Source organism: Bacillus cereus group sp. MYBK108-1, assembly GCF_051917185.1.
Taxonomy (GTDB): domain Bacteria; phylum Bacillota; class Bacilli; order Bacillales; family Bacillaceae_G; genus Bacillus_A; species Bacillus_A cereus.
In genome coordinates, this window is record NZ_JBQAHZ010000036.1 from 1 (window position 1) to 13,081 (window position 13,081).

A 13,081-nucleotide genomic window follows, 5' to 3' on the forward strand; every position below is an offset into this window, starting at 1 on the left:
CTACAATTGTGTGCGAATTCAAGAAAAATTAAACCACCTATCCCCTAAAGAATTTAGGGAACAAGTGGTTTAGGTGTTTTGATTGGTGTCCCGTTTTCGGGGTTCACTTCACTTTAACAAGTAAGGTGTTTTTTTTGATTCTTTATGAAACCGAGTGAAATTCAACTGCTTCTTCTGTATTGATAATCCTATCTTTATATATACCTTTTATTGAAATGTAAATGATAGATTTGTTTATATTTTTTAACTTTCCTAATGAAAAATGATAAAGTAATCCATCGCTTTTTAAAGTCCACATCTTCCCACTCCATGGACCAGTAGCTTTTTGTTCATCCGACGCCTTTATTTCACCTTCATATTCGCATTCTCCCAAAGGAGTTTTAATTGTATTCTTCTCTGTATCAATTCGAATATTTTTAATTAGCTTCAAATTTTCATCAGAGAGAATTTGAATTTCATGATCTTTCTTTTTAAAAAAGAGTTTTCCGTCTTTGGTATTTATATATTCTGCATTATCCATTTTATCTATCATAAAATCATATTCTTCTTTTGTAATACCTAAGTTTTGATGATAAGGAAACGTTTTTTTCGGTATAATTTCTTCTTCGGCATACTTCAAATACCAATCTAAATTATTTGTAATACTATTGCTCATTTTATTTCCGATTTTCTCTAATTTCTCTTTTATCTCATAAGGAAATTCTATTGTCATAATATCCGCCGTCACTTCCGCATTCATAAGATGCGATGGAATATACTCTTCCACGCTATTCGCTTTACTCACTTCACTTTGACAACCAACTATAAATAGCGATATGAAAAAGATATATATTATTTTTTTATATTTCATTTCTATTCTCCACTCCATACATTATTCTTACTTAGTTTTATAGCGGTTTTCATTATAGTATAAAATCTTTATATTTTAATAAAATACATATCCTTATGCAAAATTGCATATTAATATGTATTCTTCTTACTTTAAAATTAGCTTAAATCACTTTCCAAATTATACAAATAACAAGTTAAAAATGTTATAATTTTCAAAAAACCATTGGAGGATATTATGAAAGCCCACGCAATTTTCGATTTCTTACATTTACTAGTCTTAACGCTGAAAAGCTATTATGTATGGGGAATGCCTATCTATGTCTTCATTATTCCTCTTATCTTTGTAGTCGGTTATATTATTATTAATTCTAATAAGAAACAAAAAAATACATCTATTCAAAGTCACTAATCTATTACCTTAATAGCCTCCTAAAAATCATATTCCCCTCATTTTCTTCAAATGATATGATGAACAAGGGTAAATCCCCATCACTCTTATAGCGGTGGGGATTTTAATGTCAATATGCAACATACTACACAATAGAAGGTGATTTTTATGAGAAAATACGCAGCAATTGCTTTATGTACGTCTGCCATTCTAGCAGGCTGCAATACTAGCAATGTAAGCCAAGAACCTAAAAAAGAGAAAAAGGTTCAAGAAGTAGCTATACAAAAAGAGGCTCTACAAGAACAAGGTAAAATTTCTTATACTCCCATCACACACGAATCTACAAACACAAGTATTCATATTACAGACTTAAAAGATTCTTTAAATGAAGTACAATATAAAATTTGGCGCACAGCTGATGGAAAGGAACGTGCTAAATCTTTTTCTTCTAAAGAAAAGGAGAAACAATTTACAATTCCTTTTGACATAAAAGAATTTGAAGGAAAACGCGGTGAGTTCCAAATTGAAGCAACAGGAATGAAAGAAGATGGGAAAACAATCCCGCTTACGAAATCTACTATTACTTTCGAACAAAAGGTTCCTGTTCTTATGTATCACGCAATCGATGATTATCATGGTCAAGGTATTAAAGACTTATTCGTATCACCAGCTAACTTTGAAGCACAAATGAAACATTTAAAAGACAATGGTTATACGCTTTTAACGTTTGAACGCTGGGGTGATATAAATAAAGTAAATAAGCCGATTTTCGTTACATTTGATGACGGTATGAAAAATAATATGAATGCATTTCGCGTTTTACAAAAGCTAAAAGATGATACTTTTAAACCGGCAGCAACAGAATATATGATTGTTGATAACGTTGATGTAGAAGGAGCATTGTCTACTTCTGAAATAAAAGAAATGGTTGATTCCGGCATTTTCTCGGTGCAATCTCATACTGCAACACATGCAGACTTACCGAAAATTACAAACTATGAGGAAGAGTTAAAAGGTTCAAAAGAAAAACTAGAAAAAATAACAGGTAAGCCTGTTATCGCGATTGCTTATCCATTCGGTCATGTAGATGATAAGGTTGTTACAGAAACGAAGAAGTATTATCAATTTGCGACGACGACAAAGCCTGGGCAATTCATTACGAAGGGTGAACCTGATGAATTGTTAAAGATGAAGCGCGTTCGTATACACCATACAACGACTGTAGAGCAGTTTGCTTCTTCAATTAAGTAAATATAAGGGCTCAATACATTTTGAGCTCTCTTTTTACTTTATATTTATATATATTTTTAGAATTTTCTTGTATTATATATAGTAAGAAATCTTTCAAATTAAAGGAGATTATACATATGTCATTTGAACAAACGTTAGAGAAATATGCTGCTCTTGCAGTTAATGTTGGTGTTAATATTCAACCTGGACAAACTTTATCAATTAGTGCACCTCTTGAAGCTGTACAATTTGTACGCCTCGTTACAGAAAAAGCATATAAATCTGGTGCAAAACACGTATATGTAGATTGGAATGATGAGACGTTAACACGCTTAAAGTTCGATCTAGCTCCTGAAGAAGCTTTCGCTGAATTTCCATCTTGGAAAGCACATGCTCGTGAAGAATTAGCAAAAGAAGGCGCTGCATTTATGTCTATCTATGCAGAAAACCCTGATTTATTAAAAGGTGTAGAAGCATCGCGTATTGCAACAGCTCATAAAGTAGCTGGAGAAGCAATGAAAGTATACCGTGATTACGTACAAGCAGATAAAGTAAGTTGGTGTGTCATTTCTGTTCCTACGAAAGAATGGGCTGCGAAAGTATTCCCTGACGTAGCGCCAGAAGAACAAGAAGCAAAGTTATGGGATGCTATTTTCAAAGCTACTCGTGCTGATTTAGAAAATCCTGTAGAAGCATGGAAAGAACATGATGAAACATTACATACAAAAGTGGATTACTTAAACGAAAAGCATTATAAAGCTCTTCACTATACAGGTCCTGGAACAGATTTAACAATCGAACTTCCAGAAAAACATGTATGGGCTGGTGCTGGTAGCTTAAATGAAAAGAACGTACCATTTATGGCTAATATTCCAACTGAAGAAGTATTTACAATGCCACTTAAAACAGGTGTAAACGGCCAAGTTTCTAGTACAAAACCGTTAGTATTTGCAGGTAATATTATCGATAATTTCACGTTAACATTTGAAAACGGGCGTATCGTAGACTATAAAGCTGAAGCTGGTGAAGAAGCTTTAAAACATTTAGTAGAAACAGATGAAGGGTCTCACTTCTTAGGAGAAGTAGCTTTAGTACCTCATGATTCACCAATTTCAAACACAAATGTTTTATTCTACAATACACTATTTGACGAAAATGCATCTTGCCACCTTGCAATCGGAAATGCTTATGCATTTAACTTAGTTGGCGGAAAAACAATGTCTAAAGAAGAACTTGCTGAAAACGGCGCAAACGCTAGTATCACACACAACGACTTCATGATTGGATCAGCTGAGCTTGATATTGACGGTATTACTGCTGATGGCAGACATGAGCCTATCTTCCGTAAAGGTAACTGGGCGTTTTAAATTTATTACCATAAAGAAACACATTGGATAATCCAATGTGTTTCTTTATTTATTTGGTCTCAATTCAAATTTTATCGTTCTATTTTCATGCGTAAACTCCGGTCTATACGTAGCGATATACGTATTTTCTTTCGCTACGTCAAATAGCATGATATCTTGAATTTTTTCATCTGGTGCTAGCTTTTTACTAATAAAGCTATCAGGGTTATTATATTCTTTAAATCTTGTACCTTTCTTATCGGTAATCTCAAATTCATAAAATGCAAAAGGTATTTCCTTTTTACTATTATTTTCCACTTTGAAAATAATCCCCAAAATCTCCTCTTTCTTTTTATTCTCATCATAATCCGGATATCCTAATTTAACTGAATCGATAGTTACTTGCAAACCATCTACGTCTACTGTCTCCCCTATTTTATACACTTTATCTTGAACATCTTCTTGTTTACTTTCATTACTATCTTTAGTCTCAGTGCAAGCACTTAAACTAAAAGCTATGCCAAAAATTAAAACAATTTGACTTACCTTTTTTAACATACTCTTTCCTCCACATAAGACAATATTTCATATGTATCATAACAAAACGCTTTACTCTTTCTTGTCATATTTTGTCGTATTAATTGTTAACTGCACAAATAGAAAAAGCTATCTTCTACAAAAGATAGCTTTCATGATGCCGATGAAACCTTAAGCCCAATGACACCCAAAACAATAAAAAGAATACAAAATGCTTGAAATAAACTAATATGCTCTTTAAAAAAGTACACACTAATGATTGTAATAAGTAATGTTCCAACGCCAGACCAAATAGCATAAGCAATACTTAAATGAATCTTTTTCACAACGATGGCAAACACGCTGAAACAAATCCCATAAAACACGAAAATCAGTACACTTGGAACGAGCTTTGTTAAACCATTTGATAGTTTCATCGCAATTGTTCCAGCTACTTCAAAAATAATTGTAACAAGTAATAATAGCCAATATACCATACTAGAATCTCCTTCTCTGTTACCTTATAGAGATTCTAGTATACTACTTATAGTCCCAATGAAATATATTTAATTTCTAAATATTCCTCGATGCCGAAATGGCCTCCTTCACGACCGATACCACTTTCTTTAAATCCACCAAATGGTGCTTGTGCAACTGATGGAAGACCATCGTTTAGACCGATAATACCGTACTCTAACGCTTCACTAATTTGGAATGCTTGGCTAATGTCTTTCGTGAAAATATACGCAGCTAAACCGTATGGTGTATTGTTTGCACGTTCGATTACTTCATCAACTGTTTTAAATTTCGCAACTGGTGCCACTGGCCCAAATGTTTCTTCATTCATACAAAGCATCGTATCATTTGCCAACCCAATTACAGTCGGTTGAATGAAATGTCCCTCTAACTCTACGACCTTTTGACCACCATATAAAACTGTTCCACCTTTTTGAATAGCATCTTCAATATGTTCTTGTACTTTTGAAACTGCATTCTCATCAATAAGTGGCCCGACAGTCGTTCCGTCATCGAAACCGTCTCCTACTTTCAACTGCCCTACTGCCTTTTCGAACTTCTCTACAAATACTTCGTATACTTCTTCTTGAACGAATACTCGGTTTGTACATATACACGTTTGTCCTGCGTTACGGAATTTCGAACCAATCACCGCTTCCACTGCTTTATCTAAATCCGCATCATTCATTACGATAAACGGAGCGTGGCCCCCTAACTCAAGCGAAACTTTTTTCATCGTTTGCGCCGCACTAGCCATTAACTCTTTCCCGATTTCCGTTGACCCTGTAAAGGATACTTTTCGAACGCGACTATCTTCCATCCATGTATCAGCAATTGCTTTTGCACTACCTGTTACGATATTGATTACACCCTTTGGAATGTCTGCTTCATGGGCTAATTCAGCTAATTTCAATGCAGTTAATGGCGTTTGACTCGCCGGTTTCACAACGGCTGTACAGCCTGCTGCAAGCGCTGGGGCTACCTTTCTCGTAATCATAGCAGCTGGGAAGTTCCAAGGTGTAATAGCTGCCATAACGCCAACTGGTTGCTTCATAACTAAAATGCGCTTATTCGGATGAGCAGCAGGAATCATTTCACCATATACGCGTTTCCCCTCTTCTGCATACCATTCAACAAAACTGTTTGCATAATTTACTTCACCAAGCGCTTCTGCAAACGGCTTCCCTTGTTCCTTCGTCATAATCGCTGCGATCTCTTCTTTATTTTCATCAATAAGCATGAACCACTTTTTTAACTTCGTTGCACGATCTGCTGCCGTTAACTTAGACCACGTTTTAAAAGCTTCATGTGCAGCATCAACAGCTTGCTTTGCCTCTGTTACTCCGCCTTTTGGTACAGTTGCAAATATTTCCTTCGTCGCAGGATTATTTACTTCAATTTGTTCTTGTAGTGTAATCCACTCACCATTTATATACATCGCCTTTTTATCTATACTTACGAAAGTCGCCTTTTTATCCAATGTTTTCTTCCTCCTCTATGAACTTCTTAATTTTTCTAGTAGCAGCAGATTGACTAATTTGCAAAAACTCAGCCACTTTATAACTTGATCCATACGTTTTATACGCTTTAAGAATTATATTTCTCTCTACCTCTTCCAGCATTTTATAAAGGCTTTGCCCCGATTGTTCAACTGCAGCCTCTTGCATAGAGAGTGGCAAATCCTCTACCGTTACAACATCATCAACAGTAATAACAATTCTCTCAATTACATTCTCTATTTCTCTATTGTTCCCTTCCCACGGATATCCAACAAACATTTGTAACGTACTCGGCGCTAGTTTCACATCACGTCCGTACTTTTTATTAAAGTGCTGCAAGTAATGATAAATAAGCGGCAAAATATCTTCTGTTCTTTCCCTAAGCGGGGGAATTGCAATTGGAATGACATTCAAACGATAGTATAAATCTTTCCGAAATGTTCCTTGTTTCACCATCTCGCTTAAATCTCTATTTGTTGCCGCCACAATTCGAACATCTACTTTTTTTAATTCTCTTCCGCCTATAGGACGAAATGTTTTTTCTTGCAATACTTGCAAAAGCTTCGCTTGAATTTCAAGCGGCATTTCACCGATTTCATCTAAAAAAAGAGTTCCTTTATGCGCGGATTCTAATAGTCCCTTTTTCCCTTCACGATTCGCACCTGTAAAAGATCCACCTGAATATCCAAAAAGCTCCGATTCAATTAAATTAGTTGGTAATGCCGCACAATTAATTTCATAGAAACTTTCATGCTTACGGTGACTCACTTCATGTAAATGGCGTACTAATCGACTTTTTCCTACTCCAGTCTCGCCTAAAACGAGAACAGTACTATCCACTACAGATACTTTTTTGATTGTATCGACTATTTTTTGCATAGCTAGACTTTTAAAAATAAGTCCTTCATGCTCATATGTTTCTCTTAATTCTTTTTTATATGTTTTTAGCTGATTATCCATTTCCTCTACCTTTTGACGTAATTGATAGAGTTCAGTAAGGTCGCGAGAATAACTAATCACTCTTCTTAAATTTCCCTCATCATCAAAAACAGGCCTTGTACGAACGTGTAAATACTCTCCTGATTTTGTAGTTTGAACGAGTTCAATTGGCCTCTTTTTTTCAATCACTTCTAATGTCGCTGATGGATAAAAGATTCCATCCTTTTGTAGTTCTTTTACATGCTTACCAACTAACTCTTCTGCAGCTAGTTGGTAGTGCCTTTCACATGTACTATTTACACGTACAACGATCCCTTGCTCATCTGTAACAAAAATTTCGTCAAACGCATATTCAAATACATCTTTTAAATCCATTAACACTCGTTCCTTTTCTGCAACCATCCTAGCCACTCCTAACTTCAAATCCATCGATCCACTTCACTACCTTTATTATAAAGTGAATTTTCTGCATTTAATATAGAGTCAGCTAGAATGTTTGCTATTTATACTTCAGTTTTTAAACGCGAGCGATGTTTGTTTGCTCATAACAAGCTTGCAATGATTCTTCAATTATTGTTAAACCTTCTTCAAGTTGCTCATCTGTAATAACTAAAGGCATTAACACACGGATAACATTTCCATATGTCCCTGCTGATAATAACAGTAACCCACGCTTATTTGCTTCTGCACATAGATTAGCCGTTAACGTTTTGTCAGGTGCTTTCGTCTTACGATCTTGAACGACCTCAAATGCACACATTGCGCCTAACCCACGCACATCACCGATGCAATGATATTTATTTTTCATCTCTTCGAATCGGTTCATTACGACTTTTCCTAATTCTATCGCTCTATCATTTAATTTCTCATTTTCTATTACATCGAGAACAGCTAATGCAGCCGCACATCCTAATGGACTTCCTGCATACGTTCCACCAAGTTCACCTGGTGCAGACTCATTCATAATTTCTTTACGTCCAATGACACCACTTATCGGTACACCAGCACCTAATGATTTAGACACTGTAATTAAATCTGGAACGACATCATAGTGATCAATTGCAAAATATTTTCCTGTACGACTAAAGCCTGTTTGTATTTCATCCGCTACAAATAAGATGCCGTTCTCTGAACAAATGCGGCGTACTTCTTGAACAAATTTCTTACTTGGGACGATAAATCCACCTTCCCCTTGAACAGGTTCCATTACAACAGCTGCAATTGTTTCTGGTGCTACTTCCGATATGAAGAAGTTCTTAAACTCTTCAATAATAAAATCATCATACTGCTCTTCCGTTAATCCCTCTGGGCGACGGTATTCGTATGGAAATGGCGCTTTATATACTTCTGGAGCAAAGGGACCAAACCCAAATTTATATGGCTTCACTTTACTTGTCATCGTCATTGTCATTAATGTACGCCCGTGGAAACCTTTAGAAAATGCGATAATACCAGGTCTCTTCGTATATTTACGAGCGATTTTCACCGCGTTCTCAACTGCTTCTGCACCACTATTTAAAAACAGGACTTGCTTATCGAAACTTCCTGGTGCCAATGCCGCAAGCTTTTCTGCTAATTCAATATATGGCTCATACATCATGACGTTAAATCCAGTATGAATGTATTGATCGACTTGTTTATGGAGCGCTTCTTTAACCGTTGGATGACAATGCCCTACGTTAATTGTCCCGATTGCTCCTGCAAAATCAATGTACTGATTGCCATCAACATCTGTTACAAGAGCACCATTGGCAGATTGTACAAACGTTGGGATGCCGTTACTTACTCCTTTTGGTACTATATTTTGACGGCGTTCTAATAAAGATGCCGCTTTCGGTCCTGGAATTTGTTCATTTACTTTAGCAAATTTTTTTGTGTTCATTGCGTACCCCATCCTTTTCTTTACATTATTTTCTCTTTTTATTGCAAAATATATGCCAACTTTCTTTTCTAGCATTTATCCTATATTCTTTGTATCCAGGCATAAAAAATAAGTCTATAAAGACTCATTAAGAGTCTTTATAGACTTATTTTCCTTACACATTAGACTTTTCTTTCTCCCAGAAAAACTCACCCGATTGAGAAATAAACTCTCCAACAGAATCTAACACTAAATCAGCAAGTGGTTCTAATGTTGGACGGTCTCCTGTACCAGATAGCACCCCAATTGCATAGCAATCGCCATTTTTAGCTAAATGTAAATCAGTTGGCGTATCTCCAACAACCGCAACCTCACATGATTCTAAATTAAATTTCTCACAAAACACTTCTATAATCTTTTTATCTGGTTTTTGCGCAGGGAATGTATCCGAGGCTATAATATAATCAAAAAAGTTCTCCAACTTATATTGTTTTAAAAATAATTCTGTTGGTGCGAAATCATCCGCCGTGACAACCCCTAATATAAATCCTTTATCTTTTAATGCCTGTAACACTTTCGGTAAGTCTGCGGTCATTTTCATATGCGAACGATGCTCATACATAAGGGAAAATAACTTCTCACTTACCCACTGATGCATCTCTTCTTCTCTAGCAGACTCAATATAATTACAAAGCCCCTTCGCTACATCAAGGCTTGTTCCAGCAGCTATTGCACTCCTTGGATTAACAAATGCTCCCTCTACACCAATCTCTTCTAATAAGGTCTGCCGCATTGTACTTGGTAAATGATATAAACTTATACATTCAGCTACAAGTTCTTCAGCTACTTTTATCCATATTGAATGAAAATCCATTAATGTCCCATCTTTATCAAATAATATTGCTTTTACCTTCTCCATAGCATCCTACCTCTCATTTCTTATCTCTTCCAGTGTATCAATAAAGTATGGATGTAAAATAAAAGAATTGTAAAAATACCATAAAAATCAAACTAACTCCCAATTTACAATTCATTTTAACAAAGTAAAAAAGGATGCCTTTACAGGGCATCCTCTTGATGTTCAGGAACAAATAGTTCTAAACAATGATATATATTTTCGAATTCCATCGGTGCATCTCCACCATACTCACCATCTAAATTAATCATTAGTTTATCTGGTGAATGTACTTTAATTCGGTTCGCTTGTGTATATAACACTTTTGGATTATTAATATGTTCACCACGTTGTGCTTGTGTTGCTGCTTTAATTAAATCAGCGATAGAACCTTTTTTCAGTACTAATAGGTCAAATAACCCATCGTTAATAGATGCATACGGTGCTACCTTTTCAAATCCACCTACTGAACGAGTATTCGTAATTAAAAACATCGTAATTTCTTCTTGTAGTAACTTTCCATCATACTCAATTTCAACATATGTCGGATGCAATGATGGTAACATCTCGATACCTTTTAGGTAATAAGCAAGCTGCCCTAATACTGTCTTTAACTTACTCGGTACTTCGTATGTTAATTCTGTAATACGACCGCCACCAGCGATGTTAATAAAATATGTATCGTTCGCTCTACCAAGGTCTAATGGCACTGTTTTTCCTTCGCAAATAATATCTGCTGCCTCTTCAATAGAACGAGGTACACCAATTGCACGTGCAAAGTCATTTGTCGTTCCAACTGGAATAATTCCAAATTTCGGACGGAATTCATGCCCAACTAAACCGTTTACTACTTCATTTAACGTACCGTCGCCACCAGCCGCAATAACAACATCAAACTTACGATCCGCAGCTTGCCTCGCCGCGACAGTAGCGTCTCCAGGACCCGTTGTCGCATGACAAGATGTCTCATAGCCAGCTTGTTCTAATTTTTGTAATACTTCTGGTAAGCTCTTCTTAAATAGCTCACGCCCAGAAGTAGGATTATAAATAATTCTTGCTCGCTTCATCATTTATTAGCACAGGAAATTTCTTTATGTATCGAAAAAGAACATACTGAACTTCTATTCAGTATTCCCATGCCTACCTCCTCTCATCTTGCTATCCTTCTTTTATCCCGCTCAAACAGGCAGTAAGAACCCGATTCGTGTAGTCCATCAAAAGTAAATATTCATTTCAATGGTTTTTTATTTGACCCCAAAATTTATCCCGCTATTTGCGGGCAGTAAATGCCCGATTGGTGAGGGCTAATAATCAGTGTTGGATGAACCTCCCACTGATTAAAGTTTCACTTTATTTCTATCCATTCTTCCATAAAAATTTACATATAACGAATAATAACTATCTATTATTTCATGAGATGAAAAAAACCTCTATGTTTAGATTTATCATTATTCCCACCTTTTTGCAACTATCATACCATAGTTGCTATACAAACATTTTTCCACTTTTGACAGTTAATCAAACGTTTGTTTAAACGATTTTGTCTCATTTAAACAAACGTTTGATTAACCTAGAAAAACACCCATGTACGGGTGTTTTTCTGCTTAATCTTTAAAAGTTACTACTATTATCGCTTATTAATCTCTTCAAGTAAGATTTTGTTAACAAGCGGTGGATTTGCTTGTCCTTTTGTAGCTTTCATAATTTGACCAACTAAGAAGCCAATTGCACGGTCTTTACCGTTTTTAAAGTCTTCAATAGATTGCTCATTATTATCAAGAATTTCTGTTACAACTTTACGAAGTGTACCCTCGTCAGAAATTTGAACAAGACCTTTCGCTTTAACGATTTCTTCTGGGTCTCCACCTTTTTCAATTAATTCATTAAATACTTTCTTCGCGATTTTAGAAGAAATTGTACCTTTTTCAATTAATTGAACCATTTTAGATAAACCAGCAGGCGTTAATGCAACGTCTTTTAATTCTTTTTGTTGTTTGTTTAAGTATGCAAGTACTTCACCCATTAACCAGTTCGATGTTAATTTCGCATCAGCACCGTCTGCAACAGTTGCTTCAAAGAAATCAGACATCTCTTTCGTTAATGTTAACACGTGTGCATCATAAGCTGGTAAGCCTAGTTCTGCAACGTAGCGAGCTTTACGTGCATCTGGAAGTTCTGGAATAGAAGCTCGAACTGCTTCTTTCCACTCATCATCAATGTAAAGTTCAACTAAGTCTGGCTCCGGGAAGTAACGGTAATCGTCAGATCCTTCTTTCACACGCATTAAGATTGTTTTCTTCGTTGCTTCATCATAACGACGTGTTTCTTGTTGGATGATACCACCAGATAACAGTTCTTTTTCTTGGCGCACTTGCTCGTGCTCAAGACCTTTTTGTACGTAAGTGAATGAGTTTAAGTTTTTCAGTTCCGCTTTTGTACCGAACTTCTCTTGTCCAACTGGACGAAGAGAAATGTTCGCGTCACAACGTAAGGAACCTTCTTCCATCTTACAATCAGATACACCAGTGTATTGAATGATTGATTTTAACTTCTCTAAGTATGCATATGCTTCTTCTGGCGTACGCATATCTGGCTCAGATACGATCTCGATTAAAGGCATACCTTGACGGTTGTAGTCTACTAATGAACCATCAGCTGTATGCGTTGATTTACCAGCATCTTCTTCTAAATGAAGACGTGTAATACCGATACGTTTCTTTTTACCGTCTACTTCGATTTCAATCCAACCATTTTCACCAATTGGCTTATCAAATTGAGAGATTTGGTAAGCTTTCGGGTTATCTGGATAGAAATAGTTTTTACGGTCAAACTTTGTTTCCGTTGCGATTTCACAGTTTAATGCCATTGCAGCTTTCATTGCAAAGTTAACTGCTTCTTTATTTAAAGTAGGAAGTACCCCTGGGTATCCTAAGTCAATTACACTTGTTTGTGTATTTGGCTCCGCTCCGAATTCTGTTGGACTCGCAGAGAAAATTTTCGAATTTGTTTTTAACTCAACGTGAACCTCTAAACCAATAATTGTTTCTAAATTCATCTATG

Annotated in this window: 13 protein-coding genes; 4 read left to right on the forward strand and 9 right to left on the reverse strand. The window is 35.9% G+C overall.

Annotated features, from left to right (window positions below):
- A partial coding sequence (locus ACTFSL_RS28375; protein WP_326245104.1) for an IS3 family transposase occupies positions 1–73 on the forward strand: 73 nt, incomplete at its 5' end.
- A gap of 69 nt (positions 74–142) precedes the next feature.
- On the opposite strand, the gene ACTFSL_RS28380 is transcribed toward ACTFSL_RS28375, so the two are convergent.
- Positions 143–850 carry a hypothetical protein gene (locus ACTFSL_RS28380; RefSeq protein ID WP_000875591.1) on the reverse strand — a complete coding sequence of 236 codons (708 nt, stop codon included), beginning with the start codon at positions 848–850 and terminating at the stop codon, positions 143–145.
- Positions 851–1,066: 216 nt separating this feature from the next.
- Here ACTFSL_RS28380 and ACTFSL_RS28385 point away from each other — a divergent pair, with 216 nt between their 5' ends.
- From ACTFSL_RS28385 to ACTFSL_RS28395, 3 genes are all read left to right on the forward strand, one after another.
- The gene (locus ACTFSL_RS28385) at positions 1,067–1,240 is read left to right on the forward strand and encodes a hypothetical protein (RefSeq protein ID WP_000643592.1); all 174 of its coding nucleotides are present in this window, start codon (positions 1,067–1,069) and stop codon (positions 1,238–1,240) included.
- A gap of 147 nt (positions 1,241–1,387) precedes the next feature.
- Positions 1,388–2,470 (forward strand): polysaccharide deacetylase family protein, encoded by a 1,083-nt coding sequence (locus ACTFSL_RS28390; RefSeq protein ID WP_001233731.1) that lies wholly within the window; start codon positions 1,388–1,390, stop codon positions 2,468–2,470.
- Between the two features lie 116 nt (positions 2,471–2,586).
- Complete coding sequence (locus tag ACTFSL_RS28395) at positions 2,587–3,816, forward strand: aminopeptidase (protein ID WP_000007349.1); 1,230 nt, start codon at positions 2,587–2,589, stop codon at positions 3,814–3,816.
- Positions 3,817–3,861: 45 nt separating this feature from the next.
- Here the strand turns inward: ACTFSL_RS28395 and ACTFSL_RS28400 are convergent, their stop codons facing one another.
- From ACTFSL_RS28400 to gatB, 8 genes are all read right to left on the reverse strand, one after another.
- Positions 3,862–4,353, reverse strand: coding sequence for a DUF4352 domain-containing protein (locus ACTFSL_RS28400; protein WP_000915110.1), 492 nt, complete (start codon positions 4,351–4,353; stop codon positions 3,862–3,864).
- 131 nt (positions 4,354–4,484) lie between these two features.
- On the reverse strand, positions 4,485–4,808 hold the full coding sequence (locus tag ACTFSL_RS28405; protein WP_000263262.1) for a DMT family transporter: 324 nt from the start codon (positions 4,806–4,808) through the stop codon (positions 4,485–4,487).
- 47 nt (positions 4,809–4,855) lie between these two features.
- Complete coding sequence (gabD, locus tag ACTFSL_RS28410) at positions 4,856–6,307, reverse strand: NADP-dependent succinate-semialdehyde dehydrogenase (protein WP_440042791.1); 1,452 nt, start codon at positions 6,305–6,307, stop codon at positions 4,856–4,858.
- Positions 6,300–7,667 carry a sigma-54 interaction domain-containing protein gene (locus tag ACTFSL_RS28415; protein ID WP_000225136.1) on the reverse strand — a complete coding sequence of 456 codons (1,368 nt, stop codon included), beginning with the start codon at positions 7,665–7,667 and terminating at the stop codon, positions 6,300–6,302. The genes gabD and ACTFSL_RS28415 overlap by 8 nt, the downstream gene beginning before the upstream one ends.
- A gap of 115 nt (positions 7,668–7,782) precedes the next feature.
- Entirely contained in the window at positions 7,783–9,147 is a 1,365-nt protein-coding gene (gene gabT / locus ACTFSL_RS28420) for a 4-aminobutyrate--2-oxoglutarate transaminase (RefSeq protein ID WP_001093019.1), read from the reverse strand.
- Between the two features lie 154 nt (positions 9,148–9,301).
- Positions 9,302–10,045 (reverse strand): HAD family hydrolase, encoded by a 744-nt coding sequence (locus ACTFSL_RS28425; protein ID WP_000416672.1) that lies wholly within the window; start codon positions 10,043–10,045, stop codon positions 9,302–9,304.
- A gap of 140 nt (positions 10,046–10,185) precedes the next feature.
- Positions 10,186–11,091: a diacylglycerol kinase gene (locus ACTFSL_RS28430; RefSeq protein ID WP_000977679.1), complete on the reverse strand. Its 906-nt coding sequence runs from the start codon at positions 11,089–11,091 to the stop codon at positions 10,186–10,188.
- A gap of 557 nt (positions 11,092–11,648) precedes the next feature.
- A complete protein-coding gene (gene gatB / locus ACTFSL_RS28435; RefSeq protein WP_001047685.1) occupies positions 11,649–13,076 on the reverse strand; it encodes an Asp-tRNA(Asn)/Glu-tRNA(Gln) amidotransferase subunit GatB in 1,428 nt (475 codons plus the stop codon).
- Between the last annotated feature and the right edge of the window lie 5 nt (positions 13,077–13,081).

Excerpts from the sequence above, each read along its gene's own strand:
- ACTFSL_RS28380 (WP_000875591.1), bottom strand. The coding sequence starts at position 850 with ATGAAATATAAAAAAATAATATATATCTTTTTCATATCGCTATTTATA.
- ACTFSL_RS28385 (WP_000643592.1), top strand. The coding sequence starts at position 1,067 with ATGAAAGCCCACGCAATTTTCGATTTCTTACATTTACTAGTCTTAACG.
- ACTFSL_RS28390 (WP_001233731.1), top strand. The coding sequence starts at position 1,388 with ATGAGAAAATACGCAGCAATTGCTTTATGTACGTCTGCCATTCTAGCA.
- ACTFSL_RS28395 (WP_000007349.1), top strand. The coding sequence starts at position 2,587 with ATGTCATTTGAACAAACGTTAGAGAAATATGCTGCTCTTGCAGTTAAT.
- ACTFSL_RS28400 (WP_000915110.1), bottom strand. The coding sequence starts at position 4,353 with ATGTTAAAAAAGGTAAGTCAAATTGTTTTAATTTTTGGCATAGCTTTT.
- ACTFSL_RS28405 (WP_000263262.1), bottom strand. The coding sequence starts at position 4,808 with ATGGTATATTGGCTATTATTACTTGTTACAATTATTTTTGAAGTAGCT.
- ACTFSL_RS28415 (WP_000225136.1), bottom strand. The coding sequence starts at position 7,667 with ATGGTTGCAGAAAAGGAACGAGTGTTAATGGATTTAAAAGATGTATTT.
- gabT (WP_001093019.1), bottom strand. The coding sequence starts at position 9,147 with ATGAACACAAAAAAATTTGCTAAAGTAAATGAACAAATTCCAGGACCG.
- ACTFSL_RS28425 (WP_000416672.1), bottom strand. The coding sequence starts at position 10,045 with ATGGAGAAGGTAAAAGCAATATTATTTGATAAAGATGGGACATTAATG.
- ACTFSL_RS28430 (WP_000977679.1), bottom strand. The coding sequence starts at position 11,091 with ATGATGAAGCGAGCAAGAATTATTTATAATCCTACTTCTGGGCGTGAG.
- gatB (WP_001047685.1), bottom strand. The coding sequence starts at position 13,076 with ATGAATTTAGAAACAATTATTGGTTTAGAGGTTCACGTTGAGTTAAAA.